This window comes from Sulfitobacter sp. CB2047, from assembly GCF_000735125.2.
Lineage (GTDB): Bacteria > Pseudomonadota > Alphaproteobacteria > Rhodobacterales > Rhodobacteraceae > Sulfitobacter > Sulfitobacter pontiacus.
The window spans coordinates 761,246-783,462 of the sequence record NZ_CP072613.1; the positions used below are offsets into that span (position 1 = coordinate 761,246).

At 59.0% G+C, this 22,217-nt stretch carries 19 protein-coding genes; 8 read left to right on the top strand and 11 right to left on the bottom strand.

Going from position 1 to position 22,217, the window contains the following annotated elements; translation table 11 throughout:
* Window positions 1-88: 88 nt before the first annotated feature.
* The 8 genes from gyrB to mutM form a co-directional block, all read right to left on the bottom strand.
* Entirely contained in the window at window positions 89-2,503 is a 2,415-nt protein-coding gene (gyrB, locus tag IV89_RS03580; protein WP_037941128.1) for a DNA topoisomerase (ATP-hydrolyzing) subunit B, read from the bottom strand.
* 78 nt (window positions 2,504-2,581) lie between these two features.
* Window positions 2,582-3,202 (bottom strand): LysE family translocator, encoded by a 621-nt coding sequence (locus IV89_RS03585; RefSeq protein ID WP_005850134.1) that lies wholly within the window; start codon window positions 3,200-3,202, stop codon window positions 2,582-2,584.
* A complete protein-coding gene (recF, locus tag IV89_RS03590) occupies window positions 3,199-4,296 on the bottom strand; it encodes a DNA replication/repair protein RecF (protein ID WP_037941130.1) in 1,098 nt (365 codons plus the stop codon). Before recF ends, IV89_RS03585 begins: the two co-directional genes overlap by 4 nt.
* A gap of 46 nt (window positions 4,297-4,342) precedes the next feature.
* Window positions 4,343-5,461: a DNA polymerase III subunit beta gene (dnaN, locus tag IV89_RS03595; protein WP_005850131.1), complete on the bottom strand. Its 1,119-nt coding sequence runs from the start codon at window positions 5,459-5,461 to the stop codon at window positions 4,343-4,345.
* A gap of 135 nt (window positions 5,462-5,596) precedes the next feature.
* On the bottom strand, window positions 5,597-6,955 hold the full coding sequence (dnaA, locus tag IV89_RS03600; RefSeq protein ID WP_005850129.1) for a chromosomal replication initiator protein DnaA: 1,359 nt from the start codon (window positions 6,953-6,955) through the stop codon (window positions 5,597-5,599).
* Window positions 6,956-7,480: 525 nt separating this feature from the next.
* Window positions 7,481-7,744: a 30S ribosomal protein S20 gene (gene rpsT / locus IV89_RS03605; protein ID WP_005850127.1), complete on the bottom strand. Its 264-nt coding sequence runs from the start codon at window positions 7,742-7,744 to the stop codon at window positions 7,481-7,483.
* A 168-nt stretch (window positions 7,745-7,912) separates the two neighbouring features.
* Window positions 7,913-8,689: an enoyl-CoA hydratase gene (locus tag IV89_RS03610; protein WP_005850125.1), complete on the bottom strand. Its 777-nt coding sequence runs from the start codon at window positions 8,687-8,689 to the stop codon at window positions 7,913-7,915.
* Between the two features lie 64 nt (window positions 8,690-8,753).
* Window positions 8,754-9,605: a bifunctional DNA-formamidopyrimidine glycosylase/DNA-(apurinic or apyrimidinic site) lyase gene (gene mutM, locus IV89_RS03615; protein WP_037941132.1), complete on the bottom strand. Its 852-nt coding sequence runs from the start codon at window positions 9,603-9,605 to the stop codon at window positions 8,754-8,756.
* A gap of 89 nt (window positions 9,606-9,694) precedes the next feature.
* Between mutM and ubiE the strand changes: the two genes are divergently transcribed.
* The 5 genes from ubiE (at window position 9,695) to tdh (ending at window position 14,941) form a co-directional block, all read left to right on the top strand.
* On the top strand, window positions 9,695-10,447 hold the full coding sequence (gene ubiE, locus IV89_RS03620; protein WP_005850121.1) for a bifunctional demethylmenaquinone methyltransferase/2-methoxy-6-polyprenyl-1,4-benzoquinol methylase UbiE: 753 nt from the start codon (window positions 9,695-9,697) through the stop codon (window positions 10,445-10,447).
* Window positions 10,448-10,450: 3 nt separating this feature from the next.
* Window positions 10,451-11,983: a 2-polyprenylphenol 6-hydroxylase gene (ubiB, locus tag IV89_RS03625; RefSeq protein WP_037941134.1), complete on the top strand. Its 1,533-nt coding sequence runs from the start codon at window positions 10,451-10,453 to the stop codon at window positions 11,981-11,983.
* A 45-nt stretch (window positions 11,984-12,028) separates the two neighbouring features.
* Window positions 12,029-12,595, top strand: coding sequence for an XRE family transcriptional regulator (locus IV89_RS03630; RefSeq protein WP_009825419.1), 567 nt, complete (start codon window positions 12,029-12,031; stop codon window positions 12,593-12,595).
* Between the two features lie 118 nt (window positions 12,596-12,713).
* Window positions 12,714-13,901, top strand: coding sequence for a glycine C-acetyltransferase (locus IV89_RS03635; RefSeq protein ID WP_037941137.1), 1,188 nt, complete (start codon window positions 12,714-12,716; stop codon window positions 13,899-13,901).
* On the top strand, window positions 13,898-14,941 hold the full coding sequence (gene tdh / locus IV89_RS03640; protein WP_037941140.1) for an L-threonine 3-dehydrogenase: 1,044 nt from the start codon (window positions 13,898-13,900) through the stop codon (window positions 14,939-14,941). Before IV89_RS03635 ends, tdh begins: the two co-directional genes overlap by 4 nt.
* A 153-nt stretch (window positions 14,942-15,094) precedes the next feature.
* Here the strand turns inward: tdh and serA are convergent, their stop codons facing one another.
* Window positions 15,095-16,690 (bottom strand): phosphoglycerate dehydrogenase, encoded by a 1,596-nt coding sequence (serA, locus tag IV89_RS03645; protein ID WP_009825417.1) that lies wholly within the window; start codon window positions 16,688-16,690, stop codon window positions 15,095-15,097.
* 81 nt (window positions 16,691-16,771) lie between these two features.
* Entirely contained in the window at window positions 16,772-17,911 is a 1,140-nt protein-coding gene (locus IV89_RS03650; RefSeq protein ID WP_009825416.1) for a phosphoserine transaminase, read from the bottom strand.
* Window positions 17,912-18,016: 105 nt separating this feature from the next.
* Here IV89_RS03650 and IV89_RS03655 point away from each other — a divergent pair, with 105 nt between their 5' ends.
* The 3 genes from IV89_RS03655 to IV89_RS03665 all read left to right on the top strand — a co-directional run bounded on the left by IV89_RS03655 (window position 18,017) and on the right by IV89_RS03665 (window position 21,220).
* Window positions 18,017-19,366, top strand: coding sequence for a glycosyltransferase family 4 protein (locus IV89_RS03655; RefSeq protein WP_235183664.1), 1,350 nt, complete (start codon window positions 18,017-18,019; stop codon window positions 19,364-19,366).
* 211 nt (window positions 19,367-19,577) lie between these two features.
* Window positions 19,578-20,258, top strand: a complete 681-nt coding sequence (locus IV89_RS03660; RefSeq protein WP_037941146.1) for a sugar transferase — start codon at window positions 19,578-19,580, stop codon at window positions 20,256-20,258.
* Window positions 20,252-21,220, top strand: a complete 969-nt coding sequence (locus tag IV89_RS03665; RefSeq protein ID WP_037941149.1) for a glycosyltransferase family 2 protein — start codon at window positions 20,252-20,254, stop codon at window positions 21,218-21,220. The genes IV89_RS03660 and IV89_RS03665 overlap by 7 nt, the downstream gene beginning before the upstream one ends.
* Here the strand turns inward: IV89_RS03665 and IV89_RS03670 are convergent.
* Window positions 21,211-22,182 carry a NodZ family protein gene (locus tag IV89_RS03670; protein WP_037941152.1) on the bottom strand — a complete coding sequence of 324 codons (972 nt, stop codon included), beginning with the start codon at window positions 22,180-22,182 and terminating at the stop codon, window positions 21,211-21,213. The genes IV89_RS03665 and IV89_RS03670 overlap by 10 nt on opposite strands.
* Window positions 22,183-22,217 lie beyond the last annotated feature (35 nt).

Below are 22,217 nucleotides of genomic sequence, written 5' to 3' on the forward strand. Positions count from 1 at the left end.
ATTAACAGGATATCAGAATGCTTGGCTGCATCCGCGACGCGCAAACTTATGCGCGCCACGCAATTTTACCTGCTTCCCTACAAAACGCTTAAAAATCCAGGTTCTCGACGCTCAGCGCGTTTTGCTGGATGAATTCGCGGCGGGGTTCTACGACGTCGCCCATCAGCTTGGTGAACAGGTCGTCTGCTTCGGCCATATCCGCGACCTTAACCTGCAACAGGGTGCGGGCGTCGGGGTCGAGCGTAGTTTCCCACAGCTGGTCGGGGTTCATTTCGCCCAGACCTTTGTAGCGTTGCAGGGACAGGCCTTTTTCACCTTCGGCAAGGATCGCTTCAAGCAGGTCCATGGGGCCGTGGATCAGCTGGCTACGGTCTTTGCGCACCAGTTTGGCGGGCGTGCCGTAGACGTCTTGCAGATGCTCTGTGAACCCGCCCGAGCGTTTGGCCTCGCCCGACCGCAGCATACGGCCGTCGAGGGTGCGCACCTCTTCCACGCCGCGCAGGATGCGGGCGAGGCGGACGCCGTGGTCTTGGGTGATGCGGCCTTGCCAGCCACGTTCCCATTCCAATGCGATCAGGTTCAGACGCTCTGCGACCTTGTCGGCCACGCCTTGCAGATCAGCATCGACCGCGCCCGGCACAAAGGCACCGGCGATGGCGGCCTGTTCCAGAATATGGCGGGGATAATGGGTCGGGAAAGCTTCGAGAACACGACGCATCTGGCGGGCCAGATCGACGACGCGGGCCAGATCCTGACCGGTGATTTCCTCGCCATTGCCCTGCTTTAGCATAGCGCCTTCAATGCCTTGCTGGATCAGGTAGTCCTCCATCGCGGCCTGATCCTTGAGGTAGACCTCGGACTTGCCACGCGACACTTTGTACAAGGGCGGCTGCGCAATATAGAGGTGGCCGTTCTCGATCAGCTGCGGCATTTGACGGTAGAAGAACGTGAGCAGCAGCGTACGGATGTGCGCGCCGTCAACGTCCGCATCGGTCATGATGACGATCTTGTGGTAGCGCAGTTTATCGATGTTGAATTCATCGCGGCCAATCCCGGTGCCGAGCGCCATAACAAGGTTACCGATTTCCTGACTGCCCAGCATCCGGTCAAACCGGGCGCGTTCGACGTTCAGGATCTTACCTTTCAGTGGCAAGATCGCCTGTGTCTGGCGGTCACGGCCCGTTTGCGCAGAGCCACCGGCGGAGTCACCCTCCACCAGAAAGACTTCGGTTTTGGACGGGTCTTTTTCAGAGCAATCCTTGAGCTTGCCCGCAAGGAAGTTCACATCCATCGCGGTCTTGCGGCGGGTCAGGTCGCGGGCCTTGCGCGCTGCTTCGCGGGCGTGGGCGGCTTCGATGATCTTGCCGACGACGATCTTGGCAATCTGCGGGTTTTCTTCAAACCATTCGGCCAGCTTTTCGTTCACCAAGCCTTCGACGGCGGGGCGCACTTCAGAGCTGACAAGTTTGTCCTTGGTCTGCGAGCTGAACTTGGGGTCGGGCACCTTGACCGACAGCACGCAGGTCAGGCCTTCGCGGGCGTCATCCCCGGTGAAGGATACTTTTTCCTTCTTCGCGATACCCGAGGATTGCGCGTAGTTGTTGATCGTCCGCGTCAGCGCCCCACGGAAGCCCGCGGTGTGGGTGCCGCCGTCACGCTGCGGGATGTTGTTGGTAAAGGGCAGCACGTTTTCATGGTAGCTGTCGTTCCACCACATCGCGACTTCGACGCCGATATCGTCTTTCTCGCCCGCGATGAAAATCGGTTCGGGCATGACAGAGGTTTTCGACCGGTCGAGGTATTTCACGAATTCCTTCACGCCGCCTTCATAGAAAAGCTCGGTCCGCAGAGGTTCGGCAGGGCGTTCATCAGTCAGGATGATGCGCACGCCGGAGTTCAGGAACGCCAGTTCGCGCAGACGTTTTTCCAGCGTCTCGAAGCTATAGTCGAGGTTCGAAAACGTCTCGGTCGAGGCCATGAACCGGACTTCGGTGCCGGTGCGTTCGGTGGGGCCCACGACCTCTAGGTGTTTGGTGGTGAAACCGCCTTCAAAGCGCGCGACGTGTTCCTTGCCTTCGCGCCAGATGCGCAGTTCCAGCCAATCGGACAGCGCGTTCACAACCGAAACGCCCACGCCGTGGAGACCGCCGGATACCTTGTACGAGTTGCTGTCGAACTTACCACCCGCGTGCAACTGGGTCATGATGACCTCGGCGGCGGAAACGCCTTCTTCCTGGTGGATGCCGACGGGAATGCCGCGCCCGTTGTCACTGACCGAAACAGAGCTGTCGTCGTGAATTGTGACGTTCACCGCATCCGCATGACCGGCCAGCGCCTCGTCAATACCGTTGTCCACGACCTCATAGACCATGTGGTGCAGACCCGACCCGTCATCGGTGTCACCGATATACATGCCCGGACGTTTGCGAACCGCTTCTAAGCCTTTGAGAACCTTAATGGAATCTGCGCCATATTCCTCGGGGAGCTGATCGGTGTCGGACATATTGGGAAACCTTCTTTTGTTACCCAATTTATAGTGTTTTCCGCCACGATTGTCACGCGCCTGACACAAGATTTTGCGTTAGACGAAGGGGATGAGCAAACCTACGCAGATCAGCAGCGCACCGGCCACGATGTTGATGCGTTTCAGGGTCGCCGGGTCGGTCATCAGGCCGCGCAATTTGCCCACTAAAGCGGCGATCGCAAGGTTCCCGAACAGCGGGATCGCGACGGATGCGGCGATGATCGCGCCCACGTCCAAGGCGGTGACATGGCGCAGATCAAAGAAGCCCGGCAGCACACCGATATAGAACAGAACGGCCTTGGGGTTGCCCAGAATGGCCAGCAACCCGGCACCGAAACCGGCCCACGCGCCGGGGCGGGTCAGACGGTTGTCACGGTCGATCTTGGCGTCGGCATGGCGGATCAGCAACACGCCCATGATCAGGAACACGGCACAGGCGATCCAGCGCATGCCCAGCATGAACATATCAAACACCGACAGGATCCAGCTGATGCCAAGCACCGCCACCAGCGGCCAGAGCATATCTCCGATCGCCACCCCAAGGGCGAGCGGCCAAGCCGCGCCAAACCCGCCCGACAGCGCGCGTGCCATGATGGCAAGCCATACAGGACCCGGGGTCAGAAACAGGATCACGAGCGCGCCGCAGTACAGCAGCAGATCGGGCAGGGCGATGGTCATGGAAGCATCCTTGCAGTTGAAAGGCCGAGGGTCTCTGTCACCTCAAGCCGTTGTGCGCGGGGGCCGAGCGTGTCGAACAGCTCTTCTCCGGTGCCGGTCATCCAGGCTTGGGCACCAAGGGCGGACAGTTCGTCATAGAGCGCGGCGCGACGGTTGGCGTCTAAATGGGCGGCGACCTCGTCCAGCAACAGCAGGGGCGGCGCGCCGAAATCCGCGGCCAATGCGCGGGCGTTCGCAAGGATCAGCGACACCAGCAGGGCCTTCTGCTCTCCGGTTGAACAATCACGTGCGGGCACGTCCTTGGCGGCATAGACCCCTTCAAGATCGGCGCGATGCGGCCCGATCAGGGTCCGCCCCGCTGAAAGATCCCGCATCCGGTTATCGGCGAGCGCCTGACGCAGCCCCTCGGCGGTGGTGGGCATGTCGCAGATCAGATCAAGCGTCGCGGTGGGAAAGGCGGTCTCGGCCTGCGCCTGCGCCTCGGTGATGGCTTGCAAGGCGGCCACACGGTTGGCGTGGATCGCGCTTCCGGCCTCGGCCATTTGCTGTTCCAGCGCGACATACCACGACGGTTCGCGCACCATGTCTTTCAGCAGGCGGTTGCGTTCGCGCATGGCCTTTTCATAGGCAAGCGACTGATCTGCATGGTCAGGCAGAAAGCTGAGCGTCATACGGTCAAGGAAACGGCGGCGACCTTCGGCGCCTTCGATCCACAGACGGTCCATCGACGGGATCAGCCAGAGCACCCGCGCAATGCGCCCTAATCCGGTCTGCGCCGTCGCCTTGCCGTCAATCCGCACCTGCCGCGCGGCACCCGCCTCTGACCAGATCTCGACCTCGTGGATCTGGCCCAGACTGTGCAGATGTGCGGTGATCTTCCAGCCAAGCGCCTCTGGCCGGCGCGTCATATCCGACGCGCTTGACCGGCGCAGGCCGCGGCCGGGGGACAACAAAGACACGGCTTCCAGAATATTGGTCTTTCCCGCGCCATTGGGCCCGAAAATAGACACAGGCCGCGCGTCGCAATCGATCACCGCACGTTTATGCGAGCGAAAATGCGACAGCGTCAGCCGGGAGAGGTAAAGACCGCTCATACGATTGGTATGAATGCGTTAAGATGTTCGACGTAGCCTGTCAGCGTCACACACGCATCGGCATGACGACATAGACCGCAGACATGTCATTGCCTTCGCGCATCAACGTCGGATCACCGGAGGAGTTGAACAGGAACACGGCGTTTTCACGATCCACCTGGCTTGCGATCTCAAGCAGGTATTTCGCGTTAAACCCGATCTCCAGCCGTTCGTCGGCATAGGCGACGACCAGTTCTTCCTCGGCGGCACCGCTGTCAGGCGCGTTGACGGACAGCACCAGACGATCTTCGTCCAGTTGCAGCTTGACGGCGCGGGACCGTTCGGAGCTTACGGTCGCAACACGGTCCACGGCGCGGGCGAAATCGCTGGCGTCGACTTCCATCTTGCGGGTGTTGCCCTGCGGGATCACGCGGGTGTAGTCGGGGAACGTCCCGTCGATGACCTTGGAGGTCAGAGTGATGTCCGGTGTAGCAAAGCGGATTTTGGTTTCGGACACGGAAACGGCGATTTCCATATCGTCGTCGTCCAGCAGCTTGCGCAGCTCGCCCACGGTTTTGCGCGGCACGATCACGCCGGGCATTTCGGCGGCGCCCTCGGGCATAGGCGCGTCGATGCGGGCCAGACGATGGCCATCGGTGGCAACGCAGCGCAGCACCTTGCTGCCTTCGCTGTCCGAAATATGCATGTAGACGCCGTTCAGATAGTACCGTGTTTCTTCGGTCGAGATGGCGAATTTGGATTTGTCGAACAGACGGCGCAGCACGGGGGCAGGGGCCTTGAAGTTCGACTGGTATTCAGAAGTCGCCATGACGGGGAAATCTTCGCGCGGCAGTGTCGCGAGCGAGAAGTTGGAGCGGCCTGCTTCGACGGTCAGACGCCCCGCGGCGCTGTCGGCGGTCAGGCTGATCAGCGCGCCATCAGGCAGCTTGCGCACGATCTCATGCAATGTGGTCGCGGAAACCGTGGTCGCACCGGCACGTTCGACCTGCGCCGCGGCCTTGTCGACCACTTCGATATCCAGATCGGTCGCGCGGAACGACGCGTCAGAGCCTTCGGCCTCGATCAGCACGTTGGCGAGGATTGGGATGGTATTGCGGCGCTCTACCACGGATTGGGCCTGTGATACGGCCTTAAGCAGCGCGGCGCGTTCAATGCTGAATTTCATATGCCATCTCCATTCCGGCAGTCCGGGAGGGCAAACTACCCGATACCAATGTATTCACAAGAGTTTTGTTGACTTTTCAGCACGAAACGAAGGCCCGTCAAGGCCTTCGCGTGTCTTCTGTGCAAGCTGGTGCTCTTAAGCCTCGAGAGAGCGGCGCAGCAGTTCCAGATCTTCGGCGATCTGACCGTCGTTCTGTTTAAGCTCTTCGATGCGTTTCACGCCGTGCATCACGGTCGTGTGGTCGCGCCCGCCAAACCGGCGGCCAATTTCGGGCAACGAACGGCTGGTCATTTTCTTGCACAGATACATGGCGACCTGACGCGGGCGGGCATAGCTGCGCAGACGCTTGGGGCCGACCATATCGCTGAGGCGGATGTTGTAATGCTCGGACACTTTGCGCTGGATCTCTTCGACGCTGACTTTGCGTTCAGAGGCACGCAGTACGTCGGCCAGACAATCCTGCGTCAGGTCCATGTTGATCTCGCGGCCGACAAGCGATGCAAAGGCGAACAGACGGGTCAACGCGCCTTCCAGCACACGGACGTTGGTGGTGATGCGATGCGCCAGAAACTCGAGCACGCCAGCTTCGACCTCAAGACCGGGGTAGTTCTTGCGCTGCGCTTCCACCTTGTTTTGCAGAATGCCAAGACGCAGTTCGTAGTCGGTCGGATGCAGGTCAACAACCAGACCGCATTGCAGGCGCGATTTTACGCGATCCTCAAGATCCTTGATCTCGCCCGGGGCGCGGTCTGCGGAAATGATGATCTGTTTGTTCTGATCCACGAGGGCGTTGAACGTGTGAAAGAATTCTTCCTGCGTGCTGTCCTTGCCCGCGATGAACTGAACATCGTCCACCATCAGCACGTCGACCGAGCGGAAGATTTCCTTGAAGTCCATCATCTTGCGATCACGCAGCGCCTGCACGAAGCGATACATGAATTGTTCAGCCGACAGATACAGCACGTTCAGTTCGGGTTTGCGAACCTGAAGCTCTTGCGCAATGGCGTGCATCAAGTGGGTTTTGCCCAAGCCGACACCACCATAAAGAAACAACGGGTTGAAGGTGACGGGGCCACCTTCGGCAACGCGACGTGCGGCGGCGTGGGCCAGTTCGTTGGGTTTGCCGACAACAAAGTTGTCAAAGCTAAAGCGGGCGTCAAGCGGGGCGGCGTTGATCTGGCTGTTCGCAGGCTGGGCTGCGGCGGCGGGCTTGGGGCGGGCTGGGGCAGGATCAATGGCGGCGGGCTTGTCCTGTGGGGCGACCGCGAATTTCAGACGGCTGATGCTGATGTCTTCGGACTGCATTTCATGCAGCAGCAGATCGGCGAAGTTCTGGCTGACATAGTTGCCAAAGAAATTGGTCGGTACGAACAACGTGCAAATGCCGTCTTCGATGGGGCCAACAGTCAGCGGGTCAATCCAGGTAGTAAAGTTGTTCTGTCCAACCGTCTTTAAAAGCCGGTCCCGAATTGTCGTCCATTCTGCCTGCATCATGCGCCCTGCCGTCCCATTCTTTGATCGCTTCAGCACATACTGAAACGCTATTTTACCCAGTCAAAAGACAACAGACCGTTTACCCGGTCCCACACAGAGAACCGGCCCGCCGTCCTTCGGACATTTTTACATAAGGCATGCCTGACGCGTGCGTTGGCGAAGCAAATCGCCAAACGTCGCTGCCGAACACACCGTTCGTCGTTTTTAAAAAGACAGGGCAAATGTGCTGGCAGCAGCATCTGCAGACGTCAGGTGGCCCCTAGCAAGACCATCCAAATTTCCCCGGCGGATGTTCGATATTCTAGCAAATATCTCGAACCGTTCGGGCCTGTCCCCCCAAGCGAAGTGAATCGCGTTTGATAGTGTTAGCAATCTCGGTCGGACTGATACAACACATCTTCAAACTTGACTCAGAGATTGGTGCAAAAGAATCTCATTCCCGTGATGCGAGTGCTACAGAAACAAAAAAAGCACCGCCGAAGCGGTGCTTTTAAGTTGCAAAAGATGACGTTAGGTCAACTGGGCTTAGCCCAGTGCTTTAACCCGCGACGCCAGACGCGACATTTTGCGCGACGCTGTGTTCTTGTGGAAAACGCCTTTTGTCACACCGCGCATCAGCTCGGGCTGAGCGGCGCGCAGAGCGGCAGTTGCTGCTTCTTTGTCGCCGGATGCGATGGCTTCTTCGACTTTGCGCAGGAAGGTACGGATGCGCGAACGACGTGCTTTGTTGATTTGGAAACGTGCTTCGTTCTGGCGGGCGCGTTTTTTAGCCTGAGGTGTGTTTGCCATGAGGATCAGCCTTCATCTTGGGTATGTTCAAATTGCAAATACGCGACACAAACCCAACGACCGGAACCGATATCCGATAAGGTGATTCTAGCCAGAGCGGGCTGCACGCGCATGTATTAGGGCTGCCTATAGTCCAACCCGACACGCAATGCAAACCCGCAAAGCCATTTACTTGTCCCGGAACTGCGCTTCGCGCTTTTCAAGGAAGGCGGACATGCCTTCTTTCTGGTCTTCCGTCGCGAACAGCGAATGGAAAATACGACGCTCAAACAGCAGGCCCTCGCGCAGGGGCACTTCGAACGACCGGTTCACGGCTTCCTTTACCACCATGGTCGAGATCATCGATTTCTCGGCGATCTTGGCGGCGGCGGCCATGGCTTCTTCCATCAGTTTCTTGACGGGGACGACGCGCGATACAAGGCCCGCACGCTCTGCCTCGGCGGCATCCATGAAGCGGCCGGTCAGGTTCATGTCCATCGCTTTGGATTTGCCGATGGCGCGGGTCAGGCGCTGCGTGCCGCCAATACCTGCGACAACGCCAAGGTTAATTTCAGGCTGCCCGAATTTGGCGCTTTCGGAACAGATGATAAAGTCACACATCATCGCCAGTTCGCAGCCGCCGCCAAGGGCATATCCCGACACAGCAGCAATGATGGGTTTGCGCACGCGCATGATCTGGTCTGTCTCGGGGGTGAAGAGGTCACCGGCAAAGACATCGACGAAGCTTTTGTCGCGCATCATGGCGATATCGGCACCGGCGGCAAAAGCCTTTTCCGAGCCGGTGATCACGATGCAGCGGACTTTTTCGTTTTCCTGAGCCGATTTCAACGCATCGGCCAGCTCGGTCATCAGCTGGTCATTCAGTGCGTTCATCGCATCGGGACGGTTCAGCGTGACAAGCGCGATGTGGTTGTCGACGTCGACCGTGATCGTTTCATAAGCCATCAAGAATGCTCTCGTTTGTTACGCTTTGAAAGATGTGCATACCACGGGGGTGGGGTGTTTCAAGTTATCTTTGGCATTGCGGGCAGTAGAAGGAAGACCGCCCCGACTGGACGATTCGTGCAATCTGATGGGTGCAGCCTTCACTGCGGCAGGGTTCTGCCTCGCGGCCGTACACGTCAAAGCTGTGCTGGAAATAGCCCAATTCACCGTCCGCGCGTTTGAAATCGCGTAAGGTGGACCCGCCTGCGGTGATCGCTTCGTTCAGCACATCGCGGATGATCGGGACCAAGCCGCCCACCCGTTTCGCCGCGATCCGCCCCGCCTTGCGCGCGGGGTGGATGCCCGCACGGTAAAGGGTTTCGCAGACATAGATATTTCCCAGCCCCGCCACGATCCGCTGGTCCAGCAGCGCGGTCTTGATCGGGGTATTCTTTCCCTTGAGCGCGGCAATCAGATGGTCCTCGTGGAAGTCATTGCCCAACGGCTCCGGCCCGATCGATGACAGCAGCTTGTGGCTGTCAGCGCTTGCAGTGTCCAACAAGTCCATCGCGCCAAAGCGGCGCGGGTCGTTAAAGGTCACCCGCGCACCGTTGCCCATATGAAACACCACATGATCGTGTTTTTCGGGGGCAGGGTGGTCATGCACGAACTGCCCCAATGGATCGCCCGAGATCAGCATCCGCCCCGACATCCCCAGATGCACCAGCAGCGATTCCCCCGACGACAGATCGGCGAGGATATACTTTGACCGCCGCCGCAGCTGGGTCACCCGTTGTCCTGTCAGCCGTGCCGCCATATCTGGGGGGAAAGGCCAGCGCAGATCGGGGCGATTTACCTCGGCGCGGGCGATCACCTCACCCTCCATCACGGGGGATAGACCGCGACGCACTGTTTCGACCTCTGGCAACTCAGGCATGGTTGTTTCCCCTGTGACAAAAGGGGCGCATTGTACCTGCCCCCTCGCGCCCTATAACAAAGGTGCAGATCAAAGGACTACAAGACCCCATGACAAACGACAGCGACAAAACCACTCATTTCGGATTTGAAACCGTAGCCGAAAGCGACAAGGCCGGGCGCGTGCAGGGTGTCTTTAACTCTGTGGCCAGCAAATACGACATCATGAACGATGTGATGAGCGTCGGCATCCACCGCGTCTGGAAAGAGGCGATGATGGATTGGCTGGCACCGCGCGCCGGTCAAAAGCTGCTGGATGTCGCCGGGGGGACCGGCGATGTGTCGTTCAAGTTTCTGGGCCGTGCCGGATCGGGCCACGCCACCGTGCTGGATCTGACCGAACCGATGCTGGTCGAAGGGCGCAAACGGGCAGAGGCCGCAGCGATGGCCGATAGCCTTGATTGGGTCGTCGGCGACGCCATGGCGCTGCCATTCGAAGATAATACCTTTGACGTCTATACCATCAGCTTTGGCATCCGGAACGTCACCCGCCCCCAAGAAGCGCTGAATGAAGCCTACCGCGTGCTGCGTCCCGGCGGGCGTCTCATGGTGCTTGAATTCAGCCAGCTGCCCAATCCGATGATGCAGAAAGCCTATGATCTTTATAGCTTTAACGTCATCCCCCGCATGGGGCAGATGATCGCGAACGACCGCGATAGCTATCAGTACCTCGTGGAATCGATCCGCAACTTCCCTGATCAGGAAACCTTCCTTGGCATGCTGCGCACCGCGGGCTTTGGGCAGGCGAAGTACCGGAACCTGTCGCTGGGGATCGCGGCGCTTCATTCTGGTTGGAAGATTTAACCCATGCGCGGACCTCATAATATCTGGCGGTTGATCCGCACCGGTGCAACTTTGGAGCGGACCGGCGCGATGAATGTCGTGCTGGACGCCTTTGATGCAACGCCCGCATTACGCTTTGTCGCCAAGGCGCTTGGCAAGCCGTTCAAGTTTCTGGGCTATGCCGGTGATCCGTCCATGCCTCCCGCGACCCGTGCGCTGACCGCGCTTGGCCCTGCCTACATCAAGTTCGGTCAGGTGCTCTCTACCCGCCCCGATGTTGTAGGCGACGAGCTGGCCGTGCAACTGCGCGTGCTGCAAGACAAGCTGCCGCCGTTTTCCATCGAACAGGCCAAGGCAGAAGTCGAAAAAGAGCTCGGCCTGCCGGTCGATGCGATATTCTCTGATTTTAGCGAGCCCGTCGCCGCCGCCTCTATCGCGCAGGTGCACCGCGCCACCATCGCCGAAACGCAGGAAGACGTCGCTGTCAAAGTGCTGCGTCCGGGGATCGAGAAAGCCTTTCGCAAGGATGTCGATGCCTTCTATCTTGCCGCGCGAATGGTCGAACTTTTCTCGCCCGGATCGCGCCGCTTGCGCCCGATGGAGGTGATCGAACATTTCGATGGTGTGGTGCGGGGCGAGCTGGACCTGCGGCTCGAATCCTCCGCCGCGTCGGAGTTTGCGGCGAACACCAAGGGCGATGCCGGCTTCCAACTGCCTGCGATCAAATGGGAATATTCTGCCCGCCGTGTCATGACCCTGGGCTGGGCAGATGGCGTCCCGATGGGCGACAACGCCGCGATTGATGCCGCGGGCCATGACCGTGTGGCGCTTGGCGACCGCGTGTTGCAGCTGTTCCTGAATCACGCGCTGCGCGACGGGTATTTCCACGCGGATATGCATCAGGGCAACCTCAAGGTCGCGCCGAACGGGGATATCATCGCCTATGATTTCGGCATTATGGGCCACATCGATGAATACACCCGCCGCGTATATGCCGAGATACTGTTCGGCTTTATCCGCAAGGATTACAAACGGGTGGCAGAGGTGCATTTCGAAGCGGGCTACGTGCCTGCCGACAAGGATGTCGACGAATTCGCCCGCGCCCTGCGCGCCGTGGGGGAGCCTATCTTTGGCATGGACGCGACCCGCATTTCGATGGCGCGGCTGCTGACCTACCTGTTCGAGGTCACGGAACGTTTCGGCATGGAAACACGGACAGAGCTGATCTTGCTACAGCGCACAATGGTCGTCGTCGAAGGCGTCGCCCGTTCGCTCAACCCGCATATCAACATCTGGGAAGTGTCGAACCCGATCGTGACGGACTACATCTCTAAGTCCATCGGCCCCCGTGCCGTGATCAAGGATCTGAGCAAGACCGCTATGGTTCTCGCCCGTTTTGGCCCGCGTCTGCCTGCGCTTGTCGAAAACGCGTTGATCCGGCAGCAAGACGAAACACCGCCACAACGTCCGGCATTCCGACGGTGGATCATCCTTTCCGCGATTGTCGGGGCAGGGACGGCGACGGGGATTATCGCGATTTTGCAGGCGCTCAGCTAGCGCCTGCCATTGACAGCGGGGCACCCTGCGGCCCATCTATCCGGCATGACGGATAATCCAGACGCTATACTGACGCAACTTCCCGCCCGCCTGAAGGCCGCGCGCACCGCTCAGGGCCTGAGCCTTGATGCGGTGGCCAAGCTTTCGGGCGTGTCGCGGTCCATGGTCAGCCAGATCGAACGCGGTGAAAGCAGCCCCACCATCGCCACCCTGTGGAACCTGACCCGTGCGCTACAGGTGGATTTCGCGGGCCTTCTGGACAGCGCGCCAACGCCCGCGCAGATCGAGGTTTTGCGCGCGGCTGAGGTGCCGACGATCAACAATCTCGGCTCCGGCTGCCGCATCCGCATCCTGTCGCCCCCCGAAGAAGCAGGCAAACACGAGGTTTACGAACTGTTGATCGATGCAGGCGGCATGCTGGACAGCCAGCCCCATACCCGCGGCGCGCGCGAGCATCTGACCGTATCGCAAGGCACGGTAGAACTGCGCAGCGGCGATGCCGTCGGCACTGTCCACGCTGGCGACACGGCGCGTTATCCCGCAGATGTCCCGCACCGGATCGCTGCGACAGATGGTCCTGTGCGGGCTTTTCTGGTCGTACAGGACGCCTGACCGTTTTGGTTTACGAGGTGATATCCACGATATAGGAAAAAATCCGCTATAAGGGATTTCCTCTATTTCGGAGCCGCGTCCGATATGATAGAACCTGCCTGAGAAAAGGAGTTCTATCATGACCCAAGCCTACCTAGATCACGTCAACGCCACCCTGTCCGGCATCGCCGCGGACGGTATGATGAAGCAAGAGCGCATGATCACCTCGCCCCAATCCGGTGAGATCACGGTGGGCGGGCGTCAGATGATTAATCTTTGCGCAAACAACTACCTGGGGCTGGCAGACCACCCCGATCTCATCGTCGCTGCCCGTGATGCGATGGACCCCAAGGGGTTCGGCATGGCCTCTGTCCGTTTTATCTGTGGCACACAGGACATCCACCGCGAGCTGGAACAAAAGCTGGCGGCCTTCCTCGGGAAAGATGATTCCATCCTCTTCGCGGCTTGCTTTGACGCCAACGGCGGGCTGTTCGAGCCTCTGTTCGGGCCAGAGGACGCCATCGTCTCGGACAGTCTGAACCACGCCTCGATCATCGACGGCATCCGCCTGTGCAAAGCCAAACGCTACCGCTATGCCAACTCGGACATGGACGACCTTGAAGGTCAGCTCAAGCTCGCCCGCGAGGAAGGCGCGCGGTTTATCATGATCGCGACCGACGGCGTGTTCAGCATGGACGGCTATCTGGCGAAACTGCCCGAAATCACCAAACTGGCCGAGAAGTACGAAGCGCTGGTGATGGTCGACGACTGCCACGCGACAGGCTTTATGGGCCCGAAGGGGGAGGGCACGCCTGCGCACTTCGGGGTCGATGTGGATATCCTGACAGGTACCTTGGGCAAGGCGCTTGGCGGGGCCATCGGCGGCTATATCGCAGGGCCGCAGCCCGTGATCGACCTGCTGCGCCAACGCGCGCGGCCCTATCTTTTTTCGAATTCACTGCCGCCGTCGATTGTCATGGCCGGGATCAAGGCGCTTGAACTGGTCGAACAAGGGGATGATCGTCGCAAGCAACTGTTCGAGAACGCGAAATACTGGCGCGAGGGGCTGACCAACCTCGGCTTTGACCTTCTGCCTGGTGAACATCCGATCATCCCCGTGATGCTGGGCGAGGCGCAGTTGGCGCAGGATATGGCAGCGCGCCTGTTCGAGGAAGGCGTCTATGTCAGCGGCTTTTTCTTTCCCGTTGTGCCCCGCGGTCAGGCCCGCATCCGCACCCAGATGAATGCCGCACTGACCCGCGATGAGCTCGACCGTGCGCTCGAAGCCTTCAAGGTGGCGGGCAAAGCCTGTGGGGTTCTGTCATGAGCAACGAAATGAAGGCGCTGTGTAAGTCCGAGCCCCGCGAAGGGCTGTGGATGACCCGCGCGCCGGTGCCGGAAATCGGGCCGGATGACGTGCTGATCAAGATCAACAAAACCGGCATTTGTGGCACGGATATCCACATCTGGAACTGGGATGAATGGGCGCAGAATACCGTGCCTGTCCCGCTGATCACCGGCCATGAATTTGCCGGAGAGATTGTGGAGCTGGGCCGGAATGTCACGGATCTGGCCATCGGGCAGCGCTGCTCGGGTGAGGGGCATCTGATCGGAAAAACCTCGCGCCAGTCGCGGTCCGGCAAGTTCCACCTTGATCCCGCCACGCGTGGGATCGGCGTGAATGAACAAGGTGCCTTCGCGCAATATCTGCGGCTGCCCGCGTTCAACGTCGTCCCGCTGCCCGACACGATCTCGGACGATATCGGAGCGATCCTCGACCCGCTTGGCAATGCGGTACACACCGCGCTGAGCTTTGATCTGGTGGGGGAAGATGTGCTGATCACCGGCGCAGGCCCCATCGGTATCATGGCCGCAGCGGTCGCCCGCCACGTCGGCGCACGTCACGTGGTGATCACGGATGTGAATCCCGCCCGGCTAGAGCTCGCCGCCAAGGTCGTCGATGTCGTCCCCGTCGACGTGCGTCACGAAGACCTTGCCGATGTCATCGCGCGGCTGAAGATGAAACAGGGCTTCGACGTCGGGATGGAGATGTCGGGCAATCAGGTCGCGCTGGATCAGATGGTAGAGGCAATGACCATGGGCGGGCGGATCGCGATGCTAGGCATCCCGCCGGGCAAATCGCCCGTCGATTGGTCGCGCATCGTGTTCAAGGCGATCACCGTCAAAGGGGTCTATGGCCGCGAGATTTTCGAGACGTGGTACAAGATGATCGCCATGCTGGAAAACGGCTTGGACGTGAGTGAGATCATCACCCATCGTTTTGACGTCGACGACTTTCAGACGGGGTTTGCGACGATGAAATCGGGGGCCTCTGGCAAAGTGGTGCTGGACTGGACGGGCGCGTGATGCGTCGGGGGCAGCGGTAGGGGTGAGCCTGTAGGGGCGCTGCCCCCGCAGCCTTTGGCTGCTCCCCCGGGATTTAGGCCAATTGGAAGCAGGCAAAACAAAAGCGCCCCCGGTGATGGGGGCGCTTTGCGTTTCTTCGATGCGCTGTGGGTCTTAGGCGACTTCGAATTCGAGCTCTTTGACCTGTTTGAACAGACCTGTATCACGCAGGTCTTTTAGCGCTTTCTCGGGCAGTGGGCCGTCAATATAGAGCAAGGCAATCGCCTCCCCTTTGGCGGTGGACCGGCCGAGGGTGAAGTTCGCGATGTTCACGTCGTTTGCACCCAGGGTCTGACCCAGCGTCCCGATGATGCCGGGCACGTCGTTGTTGGTGGTGTAAAGCATATGCGCACCAACTTCGGCTTCGATGTTGATGCCTTTGATCTGGATAAAGCGTGGTTTGCCATCCGAGAACACGGTGCCCGCGATCGACCGTTCCCGTTTCTCGGTGACAACGGTAACTTTCACATAGCCGTCGAAGACACCGGATTTGTCCTGATTGGTGGTGCTGATCTGGATGCCTTTTTCGCGCGCAACAACGGGGGCGCTGACCATGTTCACGTCGGGGTTGGCACGTTTCATGATGCCCGCCACGACCGCGCAGTTCAGCGCGTTCAGGTTCATCTCGGACACCTGACCGTCGTAAAGGATGTTGATCGCCTTCACGGCTTCATCCGTCATCTGGCCAATGAAGGCCCCAAGGTGACCCGCCAAAGTGATCCACGGGCCCATGACCTTTGCCTCTTCGGCGGTGACGGACGGCATGTTCAGGGCGTTTGTGACGGCACCGGTCAGCAGGTAGTCGGACATCTGTTCAGCGACCTGAAGTGCCACGTTTTCCTGTGCTTCCGTCGTGGCGGCCCCAAGGTGGGGGGTGCAGACGACGTTGGGGAGGCCGAACAGCGGGTTTTCGGTCGCGGGCTCTTCCTTGAACACGTCGAAGGCTGCGCCAGCGACATGGCCGGATTTCAGCGCTTCGGCCAATGCTTCTTCGTCGACCAGACCGCCGCGGGCACAGTTGATGATCCGCACACCTTTTTTGGTTTTCGCCAAGGCTTCCTTGGACAGGATATTTGCGGTTTGATCCGTGTAAGGCACGTGCAACGTGATGAAATCCGCGCGCGCCAACAGATCGTCCAGCTCGACTTTCTCGACGCCCATCTTCTTGGCTTTTTCCTCGCTCAGGAAGGGGTCATAGGCAGCGACTTTCATCTTCAGGCCGCGGGCGCGATCGCAGACGATGCCGCCGATGTTACCGGCACCGATGACACCAAGGGTCTTGCCCGTAAGCTCGACCCCCATGAATTTGGATTTTTCCCATTTGCCGGCATGGGTGGAGGCCGATGCCTCGGGGATTTGGCGGGCAACGGCGAACATCATCGCAATCGCGTGTTCTGCAGTGGTGATCATGTTGCCGAAGGGGGTGTTCATGACGATGACACCCTTTTTCGAGGCCGCATCCTTGTCGATGTTATCGGTGCCGATACCGGCGCGGGCGATCACCTTGAGGTTGGTCGCATTGGCGAGGATCTTTTCGGTCACTTTCGTCGCGGACCGGATGGCAAGCCCGTCGTAATCGCCGATCACAGCGGCAAGCTTGTCCTTGTCTTTGCCAAGATCGGGTTGGAAGTCGACGTCAATGCCGCGGTCTTTGAAGATTTGAACGGCGGCGTCCGAGAGTTTGTCGGAAATAAGCACTTTGGGGGCCATGATTGGCGCTCCTTTTTTGAATAGAAGGGGGGCGTGGGTTAGCCACCCGCCTGGCGTGATCGCCAAGCGGGGAACCCGAAATTAAGCGTTGATCTCGGCTTCGAAAGCCCATTCCAACCAAGGCAGCATGGCCTGGATGTCAGAGGTTTCGACGGTGCCGCCGCACCAGATCCGCAGACCGGCAGGGGCATCGCGGTAGGCGCCGATGTCCAATGCGACATCCTCGTCCGCGAGACGTTTCGCGACAGCTTTTGCGAAGGCTGCGCCGTCTGTGATCCGGTCGTCATTGAATTTCAGGCAGACCGATGTGTTCGACCGTGTCGCCGGATCAACCGCGAGGAATTCGATCCAGTCATGCGTGTCCACAAAATCCGTGATCGCTGCCGTATTCGCATCGGCGCGCGCGATCAGACCTTGCAGGCCGCCGACGGATTTCGCCCAATCAAGCGCCAGCAGGTAATCTTCAACGCAAAGCATCGAAGGGGTGTTGATCGTCTCGCCCTTGAAAATCCCGTCGATCAGCTTGCCACCTTTGGTCAGGCGGAAGATCTTGGGCAGGGGCCAAGCAGGCGTATAGTTTTCAAGCCGCTCGACGGCACGAGGGCTGAGGATCAGCATGCCGTGTGCTGCTTCGCCGCCCAGAACTTTCTGCCAGCTGAATGTCGTCACGTCCAGTTTGTCCCATGGCAGATCCATCGCGAAGGCGGCCGATGTCGCATCGCATAGTGTCAGCCCCTTGCGGTCGGCAGGGATAACATCGCCCGTTGGGACGCGCACGCCAGAGGTTGTCCCGTTCCAAGTGAAGCACACGTCGTTGTCGTAGTTCAACGCCGACATGTCGACAATTTGACCATAATCCGCGGTATGTACCGTGTGCTCGATCTTGAGCTGTTTCACGGCGTCGGTCACCCAGCCTGCGCCGAAGGATTCCCATGCGACCATTTCCGCAGGGCGTTCGCCCAGCAACGACCACATCGCCATTTCATAAGCGCCAGTGTCAGACGCCGGAACGATGCCGATCTTATAGTCAGCAGGCACGCCCAGAATTTCGCGGGTGGTTTCAATTGCTTCAAGCAATTTCGCTTTGCCCGGTGCCGCGCGGTGGCTACGCCCTAAAGGCGCGCTCGCAAGCTTGGTCAGGTCATAAACGGGGGGTTTGGCGCACGGGCCAGAGGAAAAACGCGGATTCGTGGGCCGCGAGGTCGGTGTCGTAATAGCCATGTAGCTACCCTTTCAGATAAGCGCCCTTCGTTGGGGAAGGGTGTCCCACGTGCTGGAATACGCGGGGCGAAAGGGCGCGGCAAGCCCCCAAATCAAGCAAGATTGATGCAAATACTGGGTAATTGGCTGAACCGAGAGGTGATGTTTCCTATTGGAGACAACTTAGGGCGACGGCGCTTCGGAATTAACTTCATGTTCACCCGTGGCTGCCAAAACGGAGGCCAATCTGATTCTGATGTTGAAGGACCTATGCCCGAACCGCCCGTGCGTCATATCTTGATCGTGGTTGAAAACCTACCAGTGCCGCTCGATCGCCGGGTCTGGCTGGAAGCGACGACTTTGGTCCGCGCGGGCTACCAGGTCTCTATCATTTCGCCCACGGGTCAGGGATGGGTTGCGCCATTTGAACGGCGCGAAGGCGTAGATATTTACCGGTACCCCGCTGCTCCTGAAACCGGGGGCGGCGCGGTTTCCTATGCAAGGGAATATGCTAGCGCAATCTGGCATTGGTTTCGGCTTGCGCGGCGTATTTGGCGGCAAAGCCCTTTTCAGGCGATCCACGGGTGCAATCCACCTGATCTGATCTGCCTTCTTGCCATGTGGTACCGACGCAAGGGCGTTTTATATGTTTTTGACCAGCACGATGTCTGCCCAGAACTTTTTTTGGCCAAGTTTAATAAACAAGGCGTAGGTTACCACGTCATGCGAAAGTGTGAATTGCTCAGCTACCGTGCTGCATCGGTGGTTATATCCCCGAATGAAAGCTTTCGGGAAATCGCGATGACACGGGGCGGCAAATGCCACGACGACATATTCGTTGTGCGCTCCGCTCCGAATCTAACAGATTTTACGCCCGGGCCAGGGTCGCAGAGGTATCGGCGCGAGGGAGAGACGCTGCTTGGGTATGTCGGCGTGATCGGACAACAGGAGGGAATGGATCTGTTGCTTTCCGCGGCGCATCACCTTGTGGCCTCGGGCACGCGCGATATCCACTTTTTGATTATCGGCTTTGGTCCCTCATTGCCTGACATGAAACGTCAGGTCGATGACCTTGGGCTGACGGGTTACTTCACGTTCACCGGCGCACTTTATGGCCGTGCTTTGGTGGACGCTTTGAACACGATAGATGTTGGTCTTGCGCCAGATCCCTGCAATGCGATGAACGACATATCATCAATGAACAAGGTGGTTGAATACATGGCGCTGGGCAAACCGGTCGTTCAGTTCGACCTGACCGAAGGTCGGCGCACCGCCGAAACGGCCTCCCTCTACGCGGCTTCAAATGATCCGATCCGATTTGCCGATTGCATTAAACAGCTCATCGACGACCCGTCATTAAGAGCGGCGATGGGGAAGACCGGGCGCGAGAGGGTCGTGAATGCGCTGGCATGGTCTTCGTCCGAACCGCATCTCTTGGCGGCATATACGCGGCTTTGTGACAAGCGCCTGCGCTGAGTGGCCGGCGCAAACCATAATTTACCGTAAATTACATCATGCAGTGTAACGGGTTTATCGCCGTCTTCGCGTTTGGAACACCTCATGATGAACGGCTTTTCTACACAGTCATTCAAATTGGATGTTTTTCCTTAACCCCGTAGTAAGCCTGTCCCCATAACCATTGAAGCATCGACCTTTCCCCGGGCCTGAGCCGAAGAAGGAGTTTCCGGTGCATCATACAAATGTCTTTAAACGCCAAGCCTATCCACGCGGGAACACCCTGCAGCGGAGCGATCTGCATCGGGAGTTTTATCGTCTATATGGCAAGCGCTGCTTTGACATCGTCTTTTGCATTTTATCTGCACCGATCGTGGTTCTCGTGATCTGCCTTCTTGCCTGTCTTGTGGCAGCAACTGGGCAGTCTCCGTTCTTCACCCAGGAACGCGTCGGTAAAGATGGGCGGGTCTTCAAGATGTGGAAGCTGCGAACAATGCACCCCCACGATCCACACTCGCTAAGAGACTATTTAGCACAAAATCCAAAGGCCAGGGATGAATGGCGACAAAACCAGAAGCTGCGCCACGATCCCCGTGTCACAACGGTGGGCCGGTTCTTGCGGTGCACGTCACTGGATGAACTGCCCCAGTTCGTAAACGTGCTGAGAGGAGAGATGAGCCTCGTCGGGCCCCGACCCATGTTGGTGTCTCAAAGGGGGCTTTATCAGGGAGATCACTACGAAAGCCTGCGGCCGGGGATCAGTGGGAACTGGCAGGTCTCATCCCGGAACAGAGCAAGGTTTTCAGAGCGCGCAGTTTTCGACACGCACTACTTCAGCACCCTGTCACTGTCCGAGGATCTGCGCATACTAAAGGCAACCGTGGGTGTCGTGTTGCGGGCGACGGGGTGCTGAAGCCGGCGACGGTTGATCGCGGGACTGCCCTTAGTGTCGTGATCGTCAGCTACAACACGCGGGAATTGACGCTTAGGGCGATAGAAACGCTGTATGAACATACGCAGTTGACTCAATTTGAGTGTATTGTTTGGGATAACGCCTCCTCTGACGGTTCGGCTGACGCGATAGCTGCTGCGTTTCCGCAGGTCCGGCTGGTCCGCTCGGCGCAGAATCTGGGCTTCGCGCGCGCGAATAATCTTGTCGCGCAGCAGTGTTGTTCCGACTATTTACTGTTACTGAACCCTGATACCGAACTTCATACAGATGCGGTCGATCAACTCGTCGCCTTTGCGCGCGAAAATCCGCAGGCGGGGATATGGGGTGGGCGCACCATTTTTGCTGACGGGTCGCTTAACATCGCGTCTTGTTGGGCGCGGCCCACTGTGGCCAGCCTGTTGTTCAAAGCGATCGGGCTCAGCACTGCTTTTCCGCGCAGCGCGGTGTTTAACCCCGAAGCCTACGGGCGCTGGCCGCGGGATTCTGTGCGCCCTGTCGATATCGTTGTGGGGTGTTTTCTGTTGATCGACCGTTCCTTGTGGCATCAACTGGGCGGCTTTTCGGAGAAATATTTCATGTATGGCGAGGATGCCGATCTTTGCCTGCGCGCGATTCACTTAGGGTATCAGCCGCTGATCACGCCGAAGGCGCAGATCGTGCATCATGTCGGGGCCTCTACCACGGTGACAGAGGCAAAGGCGATCGCGGTGATGACATCGCGTGCGTCAATGGTCCGCGATCACTGGCCTGCGTGGCAACAGGGGGCTGGGGTCTTTCTGATGTGGCTTTGGTCGGCGCTGCGGTATTTGGCCACGCGGCCGTTCGTGGCTTCGCGCAATGCGCAAAGACGGGCGCGGGCGGCGCATTGGGCGGCGGTCTGGGCCGCCCGCAAGACATGGTTGCGGGGGTATGATCAAGCATAGCGTTGCAACAGTTCCTTCGCCCAAAGCGTCGGAGAATACCGTTCGACATCGTGGATACGCGCAGGGGCAAAACGCCCCAGGTAGCCAGAGGTGACAGAGAAGGTCGAGCGGCGGGAATAGATCAGGTGATCACAACGCGACAATTGCCACATGTCGATCAGGGCATTTTCCGCCTCTTGCAGCGGGTTGCATGTTGTATCCGGCCCATGCAAACGTGCGCCGGCAGGGCCTAGCCGTTTGGGATGGGTCATGACCTTGTCGAACGCACGCTTCAAACGATCCTCGATCTCGGCACTGTCCGTCGCAAGGAAGATAGTCGCGGTCGGATGGCGGGCTTTTAGCTGTTCCAGGGTCTTCAACACCGGGCCAAGCGGGATTTTTCGATCGGTGAACCTGATATGAACCCCGATGCTTGGCAGTTTTGCCGTGGGGCGCATGTGCGATAGCGCATGGCGGACCCGTGCGTTGGGGGTAAAATAGCGGCCAAGATAATCGGCGAAAACCTCGCGCTCCCCCCGTTTGGCAAAGCGTGGATCCCGGCGCAGATGGTGCCGCATACGGCCCAGCTTTGGCAGGTAAGACCAATAGATCGCCACCGCCTGAGACTGGTCCACCCGCTTGAGATCCACGCAAAGCCGCCGATAGCCCCAAGGGTTTGAATGTGACCGCGGCATATAGGTGTCGATCATGTCTTGGGGCTGGCGGTTCAGATTGCCAGCCCAGATCGCGGGGCAAACATCGGCCCCGTCATCCATTGTGGCACCCCCAATAGCTTCGTCCCCGATCGGAGACTGGAATAGCAGCGGATAAGCATTTTCGCCAAGCGGCGCATAGCTGCCGTCGCGCCAGTCGATCACGGGCTTGCGGCCGGAGAGATCAGCGTAAACCAGACCCGAGATCGCAGACAGGATGCGGTTGCCCAATCCGCCCTTTCCCTTGATCACCAGTGTTTTTGACTGCATCCGTCGATACACACCCTTCGCTTGTCGTTTGACGC

Bases quoted from the DNA above. Each gene is read 5' to 3' on its own strand.
- tdh (WP_037941140.1), top strand. From the start codon at position 13,898: ATGAGCAACGAAATGAAGGCGCTGTGTAAGTCCGAGCCCCGCGAAGGG.
- IV89_RS03635 (WP_037941137.1), top strand. From the start codon at position 12,714: ATGACCCAAGCCTACCTAGATCACGTCAACGCCACCCTGTCCGGCATC.
- IV89_RS03650 (WP_009825416.1), bottom strand. From the start codon at position 17,911: ATGGCTATTACGACACCGACCTCGCGGCCCACGAATCCGCGTTTTTCC.
- mutM (WP_037941132.1), bottom strand. From the start codon at position 9,605: ATGCCTGAGTTGCCAGAGGTCGAAACAGTGCGTCGCGGTCTATCCCCC.
- ubiE (WP_005850121.1), top strand. From the start codon at position 9,695: ATGACAAACGACAGCGACAAAACCACTCATTTCGGATTTGAAACCGTA.
- rpsT (WP_005850127.1), bottom strand. From the start codon at position 7,744: ATGGCAAACACACCTCAGGCTAAAAAACGCGCCCGCCAGAACGAAGCA.
- dnaN (WP_005850131.1), bottom strand. From the start codon at position 5,461: ATGAAATTCAGCATTGAACGCGCCGCGCTGCTTAAGGCCGTATCACAG.
- IV89_RS03630 (WP_009825419.1), top strand. From the start codon at position 12,029: ATGACGGATAATCCAGACGCTATACTGACGCAACTTCCCGCCCGCCTG.
- gyrB (WP_037941128.1), bottom strand. From the start codon at position 2,503: ATGTCCGACACCGATCAGCTCCCCGAGGAATATGGCGCAGATTCCATT.
- IV89_RS03670 (WP_037941152.1), bottom strand. From the start codon at position 22,182: ATGCAGTCAAAAACACTGGTGATCAAGGGAAAGGGCGGATTGGGCAAC.
- serA (WP_009825417.1), bottom strand. From the start codon at position 16,690: ATGGCCCCCAAAGTGCTTATTTCCGACAAACTCTCGGACGCCGCCGTT.
- recF (WP_037941130.1), bottom strand. From the start codon at position 4,296: ATGAGCGGTCTTTACCTCTCCCGGCTGACGCTGTCGCATTTTCGCTCG.
- dnaA (WP_005850129.1), bottom strand. From the start codon at position 6,955: ATGATGCAGGCAGAATGGACGACAATTCGGGACCGGCTTTTAAAGACG.
- IV89_RS03610 (WP_005850125.1), bottom strand. From the start codon at position 8,689: ATGGCTTATGAAACGATCACGGTCGACGTCGACAACCACATCGCGCTT.
- IV89_RS03585 (WP_005850134.1), bottom strand. From the start codon at position 3,202: ATGACCATCGCCCTGCCCGATCTGCTGCTGTACTGCGGCGCGCTCGTG.
- IV89_RS03655 (WP_235183664.1), top strand. From the start codon at position 18,017: ATGCAAATACTGGGTAATTGGCTGAACCGAGAGGTGATGTTTCCTATT.
- ubiB (WP_037941134.1), top strand. From the start codon at position 10,451: ATGCGCGGACCTCATAATATCTGGCGGTTGATCCGCACCGGTGCAACT.